The sequence below is a fragment of the Hyphomonas atlantica corrig. genome (assembly GCF_000682715.1).
GTDB lineage: Bacteria > Pseudomonadota > Alphaproteobacteria > Caulobacterales > Hyphomonadaceae > Hyphomonas > Hyphomonas atlantica.
Window position 1 is genome coordinate 603,598 of the sequence record NZ_AWFH01000001.1, and the last position, 14,850, is coordinate 618,447.

14 protein-coding genes, 1 tRNA gene and 1 pseudogene are annotated in these 14,850 nt (G+C 58.3%); 5 read left to right on the top strand and 11 right to left on the bottom strand.

The genetic code is table 11. From position 1 onward, the window contains the following. Nucleotides 1-25 precede the first annotated feature (25 nt). The 10 genes and pseudogenes from HY36_RS03005 to aroA form a co-directional block, all read right to left on the bottom strand. A complete protein-coding gene (locus tag HY36_RS03005; protein WP_035547952.1) occupies nt 26-841 on the bottom strand; it encodes a ferredoxin--NADP reductase in 816 nt (271 codons plus the stop codon). Between the two features lie 102 nt (nt 842-943). Beyond that, complete coding sequence (locus tag HY36_RS03010) at nt 944-1,477, bottom strand: rhodanese-like domain-containing protein (protein ID WP_051602430.1); 534 nt, start codon at nt 1,475-1,477, stop codon at nt 944-946. 98 nt (nt 1,478-1,575) lie between these two features. Beyond that, a complete protein-coding gene (locus HY36_RS03015) occupies nt 1,576-2,475 on the bottom strand; it encodes a tyrosine recombinase XerC (RefSeq protein ID WP_035547955.1) in 900 nt (299 codons plus the stop codon). 54 nt (nt 2,476-2,529) lie between these two features. After that, entirely contained in the window at nt 2,530-3,240 is a 711-nt protein-coding gene (locus HY36_RS03020; RefSeq protein WP_035547958.1) for an SDR family NAD(P)-dependent oxidoreductase, read from the bottom strand. 145 nt (nt 3,241-3,385) lie between these two features. Beyond that, nucleotides 3,386-3,796, bottom strand: coding sequence for a large conductance mechanosensitive channel protein MscL (mscL, locus tag HY36_RS03025; RefSeq protein ID WP_035547961.1), 411 nt, complete (start codon nt 3,794-3,796; stop codon nt 3,386-3,388). Nucleotides 3,797-3,902: 106 nt separating this feature from the next. Further along, a complete protein-coding gene (locus tag HY36_RS03030) occupies nt 3,903-4,202 on the bottom strand; it encodes an integration host factor subunit beta (protein WP_035547965.1) in 300 nt (99 codons plus the stop codon). Nucleotides 4,203-4,621: 419 nt separating this feature from the next. Next, a pseudogene (rpsA, locus tag HY36_RS03035) lies at nt 4,622-6,301 on the bottom strand (30S ribosomal protein S1); the annotation flags it as partial. A gap of 149 nt (nt 6,302-6,450) precedes the next feature. Continuing rightward, complete coding sequence (cmk, locus tag HY36_RS03040) at nt 6,451-7,089, bottom strand: (d)CMP kinase (RefSeq protein WP_035547969.1); 639 nt, start codon at nt 7,087-7,089, stop codon at nt 6,451-6,453. Between the two features lie 33 nt (nt 7,090-7,122). Beyond that, nucleotides 7,123-8,217, bottom strand: a complete 1,095-nt coding sequence (locus HY36_RS03045) for an NADH:flavin oxidoreductase (protein WP_035547972.1) — start codon at nt 8,215-8,217, stop codon at nt 7,123-7,125. A gap of 52 nt (nt 8,218-8,269) precedes the next feature. Beyond that, complete coding sequence (gene aroA / locus HY36_RS03050) at nt 8,270-9,592, bottom strand: 3-phosphoshikimate 1-carboxyvinyltransferase (RefSeq protein WP_035547975.1); 1,323 nt, start codon at nt 9,590-9,592, stop codon at nt 8,270-8,272. Between the two features lie 118 nt (nt 9,593-9,710). Between aroA and HY36_RS03055 the strand changes: the two genes are divergently transcribed. The 5 genes from HY36_RS03055 (at nt 9,711) to HY36_RS03075 (ending at nt 13,155) form a co-directional block, all read left to right on the top strand. After that, nucleotides 9,711-10,223, top strand: coding sequence for a TIGR02300 family protein (locus HY36_RS03055; RefSeq protein ID WP_035547978.1), 513 nt, complete (start codon nt 9,711-9,713; stop codon nt 10,221-10,223). A gap of 46 nt (nt 10,224-10,269) precedes the next feature. Further along, nucleotides 10,270-10,345: transfer RNA gene (locus HY36_RS03060), tRNA-Ala, on the top strand. A gap of 220 nt (nt 10,346-10,565) precedes the next feature. Next, entirely contained in the window at nt 10,566-10,805 is a 240-nt protein-coding gene (locus tag HY36_RS03065; RefSeq protein WP_035547981.1) for a DUF1150 family protein, read from the top strand. A gap of 163 nt (nt 10,806-10,968) precedes the next feature. After that, nucleotides 10,969-12,195, top strand: a complete 1,227-nt coding sequence (locus HY36_RS03070; protein WP_155841659.1) for a threonine ammonia-lyase — start codon at nt 10,969-10,971, stop codon at nt 12,193-12,195. Between the two features lie 81 nt (nt 12,196-12,276). Beyond that, nucleotides 12,277-13,155, top strand: a complete 879-nt coding sequence (locus HY36_RS03075; RefSeq protein ID WP_051602431.1) for an FKBP-type peptidyl-prolyl cis-trans isomerase — start codon at nt 12,277-12,279, stop codon at nt 13,153-13,155. Here HY36_RS03075 and HY36_RS03080 read toward each other — a convergent pair. Continuing rightward, a complete protein-coding gene (locus tag HY36_RS03080) occupies nt 13,152-14,774 on the bottom strand; it encodes a caspase family protein (protein ID WP_081805991.1) in 1,623 nt (540 codons plus the stop codon). The genes HY36_RS03075 and HY36_RS03080 overlap by 4 nt on opposite strands. Nucleotides 14,775-14,850: the final 76 nt, after the last annotated feature.

The window sequence follows — 14,850 nt, forward strand, 5'->3', positions numbered from 1 at the left end:
CGCCAAGATGCGGCTTTCGGAAGAGCTAGCCGGCGAACGCCTTCTCGATCACGAATTGTGCCGGCGATGCATTCGACCCTTCGGTCAGGCCTGCCTTCAGCATCAGATCCTTCACGTCCTGGATCATTTCCATGGAGCCACAGATCATGACGCGATCCGTTTCCGGATTGAGCGGCGGCACGCCGAGATCCTCAAACAGTTTCCCGCTTTCTATCAGATCCGTGATGCGGCCCTTGTACTCATAGTCTTCCCGCGTGCAGCTGCCATAGCGGCGCAGCTTGCCTTGAGCGAGTTCGCCGAGGAATTCGTGGTTCAGCGTCTCTTCGACAATCTCCTTGGAATAATCGAGTTCAGCAGCTTCACGGCAGGTGTGTGTGACGATGACTTCGTCGAATTTCTCATAGGTTTCCGGGTCGCGCACAACGCTGGCAAACGGTGCGAAGCCTGTACCGGTGGAGAAACAATAAAGCCTTTTGCCTGGTACGAGTGCGTCATGCACCAGTGTGCCAGTCGGCTTTTTGCCGAGCAGAACCTTGTCTCCCGGTTGAATGGCCTGAAGGCGCGACGTCAGAGGACCATCCGGCACTTTGATCGAATAGAACTCCAATTCTTCATCCCAGCTCGGGCTGGCGATTGAATAGGCGCGCAGAAGCGGACGGCCGTCATCCTTGTAAAGCCCAATCATGACAAACTCACCAGACCGGAAACGGAAGCTCGACGGACGGGTCAGCCGGAACCGGAAAAGCCGGTCGGTATAGTGCTTCACCTCCAGAACCGTTTCTTCGGTCGGGGCGTTGGGGCTTACCTTTTTGGCGGCAACAGGCGTCGCATCTGCAGTCATATCAGGGCATCTCGCTCTTGCATTTCGTTCGCAGCGTCACATGACGTGTGGTTGCGAAGAATGCAATGCTGCACATGAACTATTGAGTTTTACTGAAGAGTCTCAGCGCTGCGATGTCTGGAATGATGTGTCACCAGCGACCCACGCAATCTTTGGATCAGACAGCGAATACGCACCCTCAAGCTCATAGATATCTTGATACCCGTAGCCGTAGAGGTTGATGAATGTGGGAACATTCAGTGCAAGTTCGATCCGCTTCACAGGAACGGGTGCCACATTGTCGGTGAAGTTGTTATTGCAATAGATCAGGATGCGCGTGTCCCTCGATGGAATAATCTTGGCGAGCTTGTCGTCCGTGAAATCAGAAAAGTTCAGATGGATCGCGCCGTCGATGTGACCCATTTCGAACGCGTCAGCGCTGCGCGTGTCCAGAATGATTGTGTTCTGATCGGTCTTCATCTCATTGAACGTATCGAGATTAACCAGACGCGAGGCGCGGTACTCGGAGACCTCAGCAGTCAGGCCGAGGAAACCGTCATAGTCGACCTGGCTTTCCTGTGCTTGCGCCATCAGCCCACAGCCAATGAACGCTGCAAGCGTAATCAGGCCGAGAATTGCATTTCCTTTGACACCCATGGCGCCAATCCTTTCCGCATACCTCCCCACACTACACGAACAGGATTACCGCGAATTAAGGCGGGAATGGGCAATTTGAATGAGTTTACTAAGGCTATTCAGGCCCGAGGGTGCGCCGCAGAGTGCACATCCCTCAAGCGGGTCGCATCCACACCCGTATACACTTGCGTGGTAGACAGCGACGCGTGCCCGAGCAGCGTCTGGATCGCGCGAAGGTCCGCCCCCGCCGCAAGCAGGTGTGTCGCGAAAGCGTGACGCAGGGCATGCGGGGTCGCCGTCGATGGCAGCCCGAGAACAGCGCGAAGCTTCTGGACCAGTCCCTGAATGAGACGTGGATTGAGCGCACCTCCCTTCGCCCCGCGAAACAGAGCATCGCTGCGCCCCAGATTGTAGGGACACAAACCGGCATACGCGTCCACGGCTTCCCTCACGGCTGGGATAAGTGGCACGATACGCACCTTTCCGCCCTTGCCTGTGATCCTCAAACGCTCCGGCAGGGGAATGTCTGCCCCCGTCAGGCTGAGGGCCTCAGAAATGCGGAGCCCGGCCCCGTAGAGCAGAGACAGCACGGCCGCATCACGCGCATTGATCCAGGCTTCGGAATCCGGATCAGTTCCCGCCTCTGCGATCAGGTCCTTAGCCGCCTCAACCGACACCGGACGGGGCAGGCGCTGCGGACGTTTCGGACCTTGCAGATAGGCGATCTCCGCATTCTCGATATCATACGTTCTGCCGAGCCAGCGATAGAGCGCCTTGATAGACGACAGCAGCCGCGCAATGGAGGCATCTGACAGACCATCCCGGCGGCGATGCGCCAGAAACGACCGCACATCGCGCGCCCGCAATTTGTCCAGCCGCTGCGGCGTTGGCGGCTCCCCAAGATGTTGCGTCAGAAAGCCGAAAAAGCCTGCAAGGTCGCTTTGGTAGGCTTCGACGGTCTTTTCAGCCATCCGGCGTTCATCCGTGAGATAGGCGACGAAGGCAGCAAGCGTTTCCATACGAGCAGTGTGCCCGCACGATCTTAACTTTGCCTTTCGCGGGGGAGACGCCCTTCAGGGCTCGATGCGCTTCCCTGCCCAGTCGAACACATGCCCGCTGTCACGCGCGCGCAAGCCTTCGATGACATCAAGCAAATAGCTTGCGCACTGTTCCGGTGAAAATAGTTGCGTGTCCGGCACGTTCGACTGGAACGGTTCGGAAAGTCCGGTATCGACCGTACCCGGATGCAGCCCGACACAGATGGACTCGTCATTCTTTCGGGCGCTCTCGATCGCATAGTTCCGGATCAGCATGTTCAGAGCCGCTTTCGATGCTCGATAGGCATGCCAGCCTCCCAGGCGATTATCGCTGATGGAGCCGACGCGTGCAGACAAAGGCGCAAACACCCATCGCCCCGACCGCGGCATCTCGCCCAGCACATGCTTGGCGATGAGCGCTGGCGCAATCGTGTTTGCGGCGAATATCTTCTCGAACGCATCGCGGCTTTGATGGCGGTAGGATTTTTCAGGCTGGAGCCCCTCCCCGGCATGAAGCAGGCCAATCGCGACAATACAGAGTCGAATGTCACCTGCGCCTGCAATCTCCTTGAGGGCTGTCCTCAGGGAGCCTTCGTCCAGCGCGTCAGCCGTCACCCCGAGCGCCCCATCCGGCGCGGTGCCTGTGCGGGACACGCCGAATACCGTGTCGTGCTGACCTCGATGAACAAGCTGTTCTGTCAGGGCGCGGCCGATCCCGCCATTCGATCCGAATACAATTGCGTTCATGCAGTCGGATCTAGAGTGCGAAGGCGTGGAGGCAAAAAAGAAGGGCGACCAATCAGGCCGCCCTTCACTACTCTACCTGTACTCTACTATCCATGAAGATAAGCATACTGAGCTTAACCCTTCATGAATGAGATAACGCGAACCCTTAGCTCTGTTTGGCGAGCAGGTTGCGAATTTCTTCCAGAAGCACTTCCTGGCGCGGTGGCGCAGCCGGTGCAGCTTCCTCTTCCTTTTTCTGCATGCTGTTCATGCCCTTGATAATAAGGAACATGACGAACGCAACGATGATGAACGAGATCAGCGCGGCGATGAATGCGCCTAGCTCAACAATCGCGGCCTCTTTGACCACTTCGCCAGCTTCGTTCAGCTCGGCCGGGGAAATCGTGTAGGTCAGAGCCGACAGGTCGATGCCGCCCATGACCGGCGCCAGAATCGGCAGAAACACGCCCTGAATGAAAGCTGTGACAACCGTAGCGAATGCACCGCCCATGACGAAGCCAACCGCCATGTCGACCAGATTGCCTTTCATGGCAAACTCTTTGAATTCCTTAAGCATTGTGCGCCCCTTTCCCTTGCCTTGGATATTTCAGCGTAGACGCAAATAGGCAGAGAATTTGCCGGGCGCGTCAAGACGCCACACTCAGTTAACGCTGCTATGGGGCTTAGCGCGCTTCGGGGTCTTCGCCGCCATTCACGCGGGCGCGAAGCTCCTTGCCAGCCTTGAAGAACGGGACCGATTTCGCCGGCACTTCGACAGACTCACCCGTGCGGGGATTACGCCCCTTGCGGGCCTCTCGTTGCCGGACCGAGAATGCACCAAAGCCCCTCAGCTCGACACGATCCCCCCGTGCGAGCGCAGAGCCGATCTCGTCAAGAATAACATTGACCACCCGCTCCAGATCTTCCTGGCGCAGGTGACTGTATTCGACAGCGAGTTTTGCAATCAATTCGGACTTCAGCATGTCGTTGATATTAAACGCATTTGCGGCGGGAGCGCTAGGCCCCCGCCGCAAACATTTCATCAATTTTAGATTATGATCCGACGGTCGGATCAATCACCTCAGCTGTCAGCCAGTTCAGCGGATTGAGCTTTCCACTCAGCGCCTTTTCCAGACGTGCCAACTTCCTCTTCGAGGGTCGCCAGCTGAGCGTCTGTCAGCGCAGCGATCTGCCAGAAATGGTAGATGCCAGCTTCGTTCAGCTTCTTCTCGAAGGCCGGTCCGACGCCTTTGATCTGCTTCAGATCGTCAGCATCGCCCTGGGCTGCGGACAGGCGGCCATTCTCGTCGAGCGCAGACGCGTCGGCAGTTGCCTTGCCATCTGTGCTTGGCGGAGTTGGCGTAACCTTCTCGGAAGTTTCCTTGGCACCGCCGGACGAAGCCAGGGCTGCGCCGAGGATGTCGCCGAGCGACGCACCGGCGTCTGCCGATCCGTATTGTGCAACGGCTTCTGCCTCTTCCGCGATTTCGAGGGCCTTGATCGACAGGGATACGCGGCGGGACGAACGGTCCACCGAGATCACTTTTGCGTCGACCTTGTCGCCTACAGCGAAGCGTTCCGGACGCTGGTCCGCGCGATCACGGGACAGGTCAGAGCGACGGATGAAGGATTTCATCGCCGGGGAGCCGAATTCGACTTCGACACCGCCAGAGGTGACTTCCGTAACCGTACAGGTGACGGTCGAACCGCGTTTCACGCCTGCACCGCCATCTGCCGGGGCCTCGATCGGGTCACCAGACAGTTGCTTGATGCCGAGCGAGATGCGCTCTTTGTCAACGTCAACGTCGAGGACTTTCGCCTTGACGATGTCGCCCTTGTTGAAGGCTTCGATGGCTTGCTCGCCGGATTTGTCCCAAGCGATGTCGTTGATGTGCACCATGCCGTCGAGGTCCGGGCCGAGGCCAACGAACAGACCGAATTCGGTGATGCCACGAACTTCGCCTTCGATTTCCGTGCCGACCGGATGCTCTGCAAGGAAGGCGGTCCACGGGTTGTCCATGGTCTGCTTCAGGCCGAGCGAGATGCGGCGCTTCTCGGAATCGACGTCCAGGACTTCCACATCGACTTCCTGAGAGGTCGACAGGATCTTGCCCGGATGGACGTTTTTCTTGGTCCAACTCATTTCGGAAACGTGGATTAGGCCTTCGACACCATCTTCCAGCTCCACGAAGGCGCCGTAATCGGTGATGTTGGTGACCTGGCCCTTGAGGCGTGCGCCGACCGGATAGCGGACGTCGATGCCGTCCCACGGGTCGGAACCGAGTTGCTTCATGCCAAGCGAAATACGCTGGGTTTCCGGGTTGATCTTGATGATCTGGACTTCAACTTCCTGACCAACTTCCACAACCTGGCTCGGATGGTTGATGCGCTTCCAGCTCATGTCCGTAACGTGCAGCAGGCCATCGATGCCGCCGAGATCAACGAACGCACCGTAATCGGTGATGTTCTTGACGATACCCTTGCGAACGTCGCCTTCCGCCATGTCGGAAACGATTTCTGCGCGCTGTTCGGCGCGGCTCTCTTCGAGGATGGCGCGGCGGGAAACAACGATGTTGCCACGTGCGCGGTCCAGCTTGAGGATCTGGAAGGGCTGAATTTCGCCCATGAGCGGACCTACGTCGCGAACCGGGCGGATGTCCACCTGGCTGCCCGGCAGGAACGCATTCACGCCGCCCAGGTCGACCGTGAAGCCACCTTTGACGCGGCCAGAAATTGCACCTTTGACGGGCTCTTCGGCGTTGAAGCTCTTCTCGAGCTTGATCCAACGCTCTTCGCGGCGAGCCTTGTCACGGGACAGGACAGCGTCGCCAAGGGCGTTTTCGATGCGATCAAGGTAGACATCGACGATGTCGCCGGGGGCCGGCTCCTTGTCTTCCATCGAGAATTCTTTGACCGGAATACGGCCTTCGGTCTTCAGACCGATATCAACCAGCACCGCGTCATTATCGATACGAATAACGGTTGCCGGGATGACCTGACCTTCCTGCATTGCGCTGGCGGCCGTGGACGATTCGAACATCGCTGCGAAATCGTCGGTCGTTGGATTGAAACTATCAGACATTTGGGTTCCTTCGGGCGGGTCGAACGGCTCAAGGCAGACGTGCACTATTGCAGCCTGCTCAGAACGACCCGAGAGCGTGGTCTCTTTGAATTTGAAGTGGTGCGGCCTGTTTGGATTTGAGGTGCCCCCAATTTGGAGGAGCAGCCCCTTCAGGCGCGGTTTCCACGGGCAATCGCTGCCTCAACAGCCGCAATCGCCTTTTCCACTGCGGCCTCTATAGTCAGGTCGCTTGTATCGATCAAGACAGCATCTGCCGCCATTTCCGCAGGGGCGTCCTTGCGGGACTGGTCTCGCTGGTCGCGCGCGCGCAACTGTTCGATGACTTCTTCGAGAGTCAGGTCACTTCCCTGCCCCTGCAATTCCTTCCAGCGCCGCTCTCCACGCACTTCAACGCGGGCATCCACCCAGAGCTTTGCATCGGCCTCCGGCGCAATCACTGTCCCGATGTCGCGGCCATCCAGAAGCGCCCCGATGGGCTGGGTGGCGAATGCCCGTTGCAGTTCGAACAATGCCTGTCTTACATCCGGAATTGCGGCAACCACACTCGCTGCCTTGCCCGCGTCAGCCGTACGCAGATCCGCTTCGTCGAAGCTGGCAAGATCCAGATGGCGCGCAACATGAGCGACTGCGTCCGGGTCCGTGAGATCGACGCCAGCGCGAAGCGCGGCGACGCCCGTCGCCCGGTACAGCCGTCCGGTATCCATGTGCGGCAAACCGTAATGAGCCGACAGACGCTTGGAAATAGTGCCCTTGCCTGAAGCGGTAGTTCCATCAATCGCAATAATCATGGGGGCGGGAAGTGAGCGATCCCGCCAGTCAAGTCAAGCAGGCTCAGCCGCTGGCGCTTCCACAAAGCCTTTCCAACCGCTCATATAGTCAATGAAGCTTTCCCCAAGCCCCTCGCGGCGGAGATGATCACGTGACACCGGAAGCGTTGCAGGCTCAAAATCCGGATCCGCGGCGACTTTCTCTGGAAAGTCATGATGCAGGATCGCGCCGCGACCAATCACGACGAAATCCAGTCCTGCCTCTATCGCTGCGTGACATTTCGCGCCGGTCAGCAGCTTTCCAGCTGCGCCAAGGCGAACATTTCCGCGCGGCAAATCCGTGAACCAGTCCACAAGACGGCGCTCCTGATACGCCTCGTCAGCCGGCATCTTGAAGACATCCCACAAGGACATGTCGAGATAATCGATCTTTCCATCTGCCATCACGCGGCGCGCCACTTCGCGCACCTCGCCGAGATCCATACCGAACCGCTCCGGCGACAGGCGCAGGCCCAACGAGAAATTCTCACCGCAAGCGGCGCGGATGCCATCAATAATCTCGAAGGTGAGCCGGGCACGATTATCCAGGCTGCCGCCATAGGCGTCATCGCGCTTGTTGATCTCGGCGCTCAGGAACTGGCACAGCAGGTACCCGTGGGCACCATGCACCTCAACGCCGTGGAACCCAGCAGCTTCACAGCGCACAGCCGCCGCAATGAAATCATCGCGAACTTTCTCGACCTCAGCGAGGGTCATCGCCCGAGCATCGAACTCTTCATTGTCCGACGGACAAACCGGCTTGCCCTCAATCAGATCGTGCGGCGTGCGCATACCTGCATGGTGAAGCTGGACGACCGAGTGACTGCCTTCCGCGCTAATCCTGGCCGCAAGCTCCCGCAGGCCGGGAAGGTGGGCGTCATCAAAACATCCAAGCTGGCCCGGAAAGCCGATTCCGTGCGGATCAATCTGGGCCGCTGCGGTCATGGTCAGACCAAAGCCGCCCTCAGCCCGCATGGAGAGCCAGCGGATCTCGTCTGCACTGAGCGTGCCGTCGGCATGGCTCTGCTGGTTGGTGAGAGGAGCAAGTACGAAACGGTTCTTGAGGGCAGGCCCCAGAGAAAACGCGAGGGGAGAAGTCAGATCAGTCATGACCCGCACTTTGCCGCCCCGCGCTCTCTCGTCAATTTTGACCTAGCGGAAATCAGCCTTCCGAAATATCCGCGCCAAGCTCTGCCATGTGACTGAGGAAGTCCGGATAGCTGGTCGCGATCATGGAGATATCGTCCACGCTGACCGGGTTCTGTGAGGCTGTGCCCATGACCAGCGCGCTCATGGCGATCCGATGGTCGTGCCGCGTTTCCACAAGGCCACCCCCTGGCGGAGGGCCACCACAGCCCTGAACGGCAAATCCATCCGGGCGCTCTTCGGCGTCAACGCCATTGGCCCGCAGCATGGCGACCACAGCGCCAATGCGGTCGGATTCCTTTACGCGCAATTCCTCCGCGCCGGTAACAACCGTCTCACCTTCAGCAAAGGCAGCCAGCACACCAAGGATCGGGAATTCGTCGATCATTGAAGGGACCAGACGCTCAGGCACGGGTTTTCCGCTCAATTGCGCTGATCCGGCATGCACATTGATCAGCCGCTCCCCTGCCGCATCGCCCATCTCTTCTGCGCCCAGATGTGCGCCCATCAGGTTGACCACATCATAGAAACCCGACCGGGTCGAATTGGACATGATGCCCTCGACCATGACGTCCCCTTGCGGTGACAGAATGCCCGCCGCGACAAGAAATGCTGCGGAGGAGGGATCGCCGGGGATGGCAGCGTCAATCGCAGTCAGCTTTTGCCCACCTTCCAGGGACACGCGAACGCCTTCGGCCCCCAACCGCTCTGTTCCCACAGTGACACCAAATCCGCGCAGCATGCGTTCCGTATGGTCTCGGGTCTGACGAGCCTCTTCAACAATCGTTGTGCCATCTGCGTTCAGGCCCGCAAGCAACACGGCCGATTTCACCTGAGCAGATGCGACCGGCGGTACATAGGTGATCGCCTTCAGGCTTTCTGTGCCAACAATTGCGAAGGGCAACTGGCCATCCGGTCCTGCCGTATCGAGCCCGCGCATCATGCGCAGCGGTTTCAGGATCCGATTCATCGGGCGTGAGCGAAGGCTTTCGTCTCCGGTCATCTCGACATTGATGGGATAGCCAGACACCAGGCCCATCATCAGGCGAGAGCCTGTGCCTGAATTGCCGAAGTCGAGATCTTTTTCCGGCTGGCTCAGTCCTTTTTCGCCCACACCGATCACTTCCCATGCACCGGGGCCAGTCTGCTTTACAGTCGCGCCGAGCGCTTCCATGGCCCAGCCTGTACGCAGGACATCTTCGCCTTCGAGAAGGCCGGTAAATCGGCTGGTTCCTGCTGCAAGTCCGCCAAAGATGAGGGCACGATGTGAACAAGATTTGTCACCCGGCGCGCGGATGTTGCCTTTGAGAGCTTTAACGGGTCGGCTGGTCCAGACCATTTCAGGTACATTCCCTGCTTGATTGATCACGTGAAATGGGGCTTTGACAGCGTGCGGCGTTCATGGCAAGCGCCCGCCCATATCAAAATCAGAGAAGACCATAAGGAGGCTGTCTCCCGTGTCGAAAGACAAACTTGGAACCAAACAGGTCTGCCCTTCCTGCGAGGCACGCTTCTACGACCTGAACAAGCGCCCCTGCGTCTGCCCGAAATGCGGCGAGGAATTTGATCCGGAAGACGAAGTCATCCGCACCACCATCACCAAGGTAAAAGCCAAGGCCGCAAAGGCCGCGGTCAAGACCGAGGATGATGATGAAGATGACGACGAAGAGGATGCCGCCGCCCGCACCAATGACGACATTGATGATGAGGACGACGAATCCGACGAGGAAGAAGCCAAGGAACTTGGTGGCGACGAGGAAGAAGTTATCCTCGAAGGTTCGTCCGATGAGGACGAAGACGGCGATACGCCAGCGAAAGTCCCGGCCGGATTCAATGAAGACGGCGTGGATGACGATGATGATGACGACATCCTGCTGGATGACGATGATGACACTGACTTCGAAATCGATGCAGACGCCGACGATGACGACGACGATCTGACTCTCGATGATGAGGAAGATGAAAAATAGACTTGAAACCCGGAAGCGGCGGATGTAACTGCGTCGCTTCCGGTTCGGGGCCATAGCTCAGTTGGGAGAGCGCTTGCATGGCATGCAAGAGGTCGTCGGTTCGATTCCGTCTGGCTCCACCATTTCCTGCACATTCAACGAATTTCTGTCGTTATCGTCATTCCTGAACCTTGCCTGAATACACGCGCCATCTGGTGCACATAAACGTGACTATGTGCCCCGAAGATGCCCCAATCCGGTCCTTGAACCGGAACCTTTGTTCCCCACCTTTATTATGAACAGTGGAACACATGCTTCCCGCGTTCGGCATGTCTGTCTCTTGTGACGGAAAGGATTGGAACGATGACTACAGACCTGAAAACGAACCCGTTTGAAAGCGACGCCTTCGTGTATATCCGCCATCTTGATGCCGGAGAGCTTTCGGGAATTCTTCCCGAGAATGCGATTGATCAGATCGACGAACCCGACGATTTGTTCGTTGTGGCGTCGGTCGACGGCGTGCGCCTGGCTGTGGTACAAGGCCGCGAAGCCGCCTTTGCCGCTGCCCGGTCTCACGATCTGAAGCCGCTCAGCGTACACTGATACGCTTTCAAACAGGCCCCATTGGAAATCCCCTTCGAACTCGGTTCGGAGGGGTTTTTTCTGATCCAGCTTGTTGCGCCTGCAGGAACCAGCCATCCGGCCTTGCCCTTGGGGGGGCGCAGGCATAGGGTGCGCGCGTTTTCACCCCCCGGACCCCCACATTATGCCCGACACACACACATCCGACCTGCCCGTGACCCTGGACGATATCAAAGCTGCCGCTGAAGTGCTGGATGGCCAGATCGTTCATACGCCGATGAACAAGTCACGGACGCTGTCGAGCATTACGGGCGCAGAAGTCTGGGTGAAGTTCGAGAACCAGCAATTTACCGCTGCGTTCAAGGAACGCGGCGCTTTGAACCGGCTGTCGAAACTGACGGATGACCAGAAGAAGCGCGGGGTTATCGCCGCTTCCGCCGGCAACCATTCGCAGGGCGTCGCCTACCATGCGCGCCGCCTTGGCATTCCGGCCACGATCGTGATGGCCAAGACCACCCCTTTCAGCAAGGTCGAGCATACCCGCAGTCACGGCGCACGTGTCCTGTTGGAAGGGCTGATCTTCGACGAAGCCAAGAGCTATGCGATGGAAGTGTGTGAGCGGGACAATCTCACCTTCCTGCACCCGTTCGACGATCCTGACATCATCGCCGGGCAAGGTACGATTGCGCTGGAAATGCTGGAGGCCAATCCAGAGCTCGACACGCTGGTCGTGCCGATTGGTGGTGGCGGCCTGATCAGCGGCATCGCGATTGCGGCCAAGACCCTGAAGCCTGAAATCAAGATCATTGGCGTCGAGGCGGCAATGTATCCCTGCATGCACGCCGCCCTGCGCGGTGAAACACCAAAAACCGGCGGTGCAACAATCGCTGAGGGCATTGCCGTGAAAGAGGCGGGGGAGCTGACCCGCCAGATTTGCGCTGAGCTGGTTGATGACATCGTCCTGGTAGAGGAAGAGCATCTGGAGCGCGCCATCACGCTATATGCGGAGGTCGAGAAAACCATCGCCGAAGGCGCGGGTGCAGCTGGGCTTGCTGCCCTTCTGGCACATCCCTCGCGCTTTCAGGGCCGCAATGTCGGCCTTGTCCTGTGTGGCGGCAACATCGATACGCGCTTGCTATCTTCAGTGCTCACACGGGCACTTGTTCGCGAAAACCGCCTGACCTCCATCCGTATTATCGGCGATGATCGGCCCGGCCTCCTGGCGCTTGTTTCCAAGATCATCGGCGATCAGGGCGCCAACATCATGGAAGTCGCCCACAATCGCATCGCGCTGGATGTACCCGCAAAAGGCGCAGAATTCGATATTCTGATCGAAACGCGCGATGCCCAGCACACACAGGAAGTCATCGATGCACTCGCCCAAGCTGGCTATCCGCCACGCTCACTCTGACCGCTGCGTCAGCTGCCGAGGTGACTTTGCTGCTTGTCCTGCTTAAACGAGACTGATCCCACCTGATCACTGGAGAGACACATGATCCGGACTATGCTCGCGGCTCTTACCGCTACAATCCTCGCCACAGCGTGTAGCAGCGGCACCGATACCGCTGACCTCGACGCAACGTTCGACAAGCATCTACCCTGGAACTCAGAAAGTGCGGACGTCGAAACTGGGCTTGCCGGCCTCGAATATATCGTCCTGAAGGAAGGACCAGAGGACGGCGCGAGCCCTGTGCCAACCGATATGGTCCGTGTCCACTATGAAGGTCGTACCGCGGACGGCGAGAAATTCGACTCCTCCTATGATCGCGGATCTCCCTCAATGTTTCGCCTGAATCAGGTGATTCCGGGCTGGACGCAGGGGCTCCAATTGATGAGCGAGGGCGACACCTACCTCTTCTATATTCCAAATGCTCTCGCCTATGGAAATTCCAATCGCGGCGACGTCATCAAGGCGGGCGACGATCTCGTTTTCCAAGTGGAGCTGGTTGAAGTGATGGAGCCGAAATCGGCTGATGCGGAAGCCTGGGAGAAATACACGCCGTGGAATTCAGACCTTCCGGAAGTCCAGAAAACTGAGTCCGGACTGCAATATGTTGTTCTGGAAAGCGGCGATGCATCTGGCGCCAGCCCCGTAAACGGACAAATGGTTGCTGTCTATTATGAAGGCCGGCTCGCAGAGAATGGCGAAATGTTCGACAGCGCCTTCCAGCGGGGCCAACCGGAACTCTTTCCCTCAGACCGCCTGATCCCGGGCTGGGTCGAAGCGCTTGCCATGATGAAGCCGGGAGATCGCTGGCTGATGTATATTCCATCGGACATTGCCTATGGTGCCCAAGGCACGCCGGGCGGCCCCATTCCTCCGAATGCGGATCTGATGTTCGAAGTCGAACTTCTGGACGTGATGAACTAGCGTTTCTTGTACCGGCGTGGAGAGTTCGGCGACGAATCCTCCGCGCTCGGTTCGCCTGCTTCTTCGGGAAGCAAATCGGCCCTGAAGTAGATTGGCAGGTCCAGTGACGTTTGAAACCACGGGCGCTGCTGACCCTCAGACGCATGCATGACATCGTCATTCACCCGGCGCAGCACAGATTGAATGCTTATCCGGTCTGGCGTCACGACATTCCGGGCAAACGCGTCCGCGAACAATGACGGGGCTTTGCCGTCTGGATGATACGTTCCCGGCGCATCCGCATAGGCAATAACGACCCGATCTTTGCCGAAGCTCTCTGAAAAACCGCGATCCTCTCCCTTTTCGCCGCCAAGCGAAAATGGCCTGCCGCAGTCGACCAGCATCATGATCGCTTGTGACGACGCTGCTTCCATCTGCGCCACAAGATCAGAAATCCAGATTCCCTGGTCTCGCAACTCAGATTTGGACCGGGGGATCGGGCCCTGCGGCAACAGCACATTCTCTCCGTCCAGGGCTGTTCCATATCCTGCGAAATAGACCAACCCGACAGATGCCGGACCCGCCGCGTCGAGACGCTGCACGAAAAGGTCGACCTGATCCCGGGTTTCGCGATCATTTCCGTCTGGGAGATAAACGGTCTCATAGCCTGCAGAAGCCAGCGCACTTCGAACAATCTCCCCGTCATGATGGACATTTGGCAGGCTGAGGTCTCGGGCATCGGAATAGGAATTCGCAATAATGAGGGCATGCCTGAGTGGGTAGCGTGACGTCTCGGCGCTCGATTCCGACGGATCCCTGGTCCAGGAACCAATCTTGATGTCGGAAGACCTGCGCTGAAGCCGGGAGAGATTCATGGGCTCCTGCCGTTGAAGCGTTTGTTCAAGTACATCCAGACGTACCTGCTCGAACATGTCACGGACAGTGGTCGCAGGCTCATTGAGACGAATGCCAAGTGCCCGTGCGTAGGGTCCGTTCCCGTCATCGGCACGGCCATCGCTTGCCGTCTCCCCTTCCCAGGTTGCGAAGGAGAGGAACATGTTGCGCTCGCCAGCGCCGCCCGCCGTGCGCCTGAGGCCCCGGAAAGCCTCTCCTCCGCCAAGCGAGCGTTGGGCCTCTGGCAGTTTTAAAACGTTCCGACAGGCGTCGATGGCGACAACGCTTGGAGCTTCCAACGCGTCCAGCCGTTCCATCACCCAATCCAGTTCCACAGAATCGTCCCAGAGTGCTTCGTTCAGTTCATCTGCTTCACCTACCGGGATCAGGTAATTTCCGCCGGTCTCTCGCGCTGCGCCGTGTCCGGAATAGTAGAAAAATCCCATGGCCTCAGGCCCGGCGGCCTTCAACTCTGCCACATAATCTCGGATCGCGCTCATCATGGCAGATCGCCCGGCATTCTGAACGATGTCGCCAGAAACGAGCCGGAACCCGCAATTGCGCACGCCTTCGGCCACCACAGTGGCGTCATTGATCGGATTGGAAAGCGTTCCGATGCCCTCTGAATAGGACGCATTGCCGATGATCAGCGCAATTCGCTTTTTTGCAGGTGTCTGTTGTGCGCGGCCGGGCCAAGGCATGGCCGCCGCGCCACCGATCAGCAGCATATGGCGACGTGAGATCATCTTGACCCTCCGACGAAAGCAACGCCCATTTCTTGCCTATGCAATCCTACCTCGTCAACACAACCCAATCGTATGG

Bases quoted from the DNA above. Each gene is read 5' to 3' on its own strand.
- HY36_RS03010 (WP_051602430.1), bottom strand. From the start codon at position 1,477: ATGGGTGTCAAAGGAAATGCAATTCTCGGCCTGATTACGCTTGCAGCG.
- HY36_RS03045 (WP_035547972.1), bottom strand. From the start codon at position 8,217: ATGACTGATCTGACTTCTCCCCTCGCGTTTTCTCTGGGGCCTGCCCTC.
- cmk (WP_035547969.1), bottom strand. From the start codon at position 7,089: ATGATTATTGCGATTGATGGAACTACCGCTTCAGGCAAGGGCACTATT.
- HY36_RS03005 (WP_035547952.1), bottom strand. From the start codon at position 841: ATGACTGCAGATGCGACGCCTGTTGCCGCCAAAAAGGTAAGCCCCAAC.
- mscL (WP_035547961.1), bottom strand. From the start codon at position 3,796: ATGCTTAAGGAATTCAAAGAGTTTGCCATGAAAGGCAATCTGGTCGAC.
- HY36_RS03015 (WP_035547955.1), bottom strand. From the start codon at position 2,475: ATGGAAACGCTTGCTGCCTTCGTCGCCTATCTCACGGATGAACGCCGG.
- aroA (WP_035547975.1), bottom strand. From the start codon at position 9,592: ATGGTCTGGACCAGCCGACCCGTTAAAGCTCTCAAAGGCAACATCCGC.
- HY36_RS03030 (WP_035547965.1), bottom strand. From the start codon at position 4,202: ATGCTGAAGTCCGAATTGATTGCAAAACTCGCTGTCGAATACAGTCAC.
- HY36_RS03070 (WP_155841659.1), top strand. From the start codon at position 10,969: ATGCCCGACACACACACATCCGACCTGCCCGTGACCCTGGACGATATC.
- HY36_RS03020 (WP_035547958.1), bottom strand. From the start codon at position 3,240: ATGAACGCAATTGTATTCGGATCGAATGGCGGGATCGGCCGCGCCCTG.
- HY36_RS03075 (WP_051602431.1), top strand. From the start codon at position 12,277: ATGATCCGGACTATGCTCGCGGCTCTTACCGCTACAATCCTCGCCACA.
- HY36_RS03065 (WP_035547981.1), top strand. From the start codon at position 10,566: ATGACTACAGACCTGAAAACGAACCCGTTTGAAAGCGACGCCTTCGTG.
- HY36_RS03080 (WP_081805991.1), bottom strand. From the start codon at position 14,774: ATGATCTCACGTCGCCATATGCTGCTGATCGGTGGCGCGGCGGCCATG.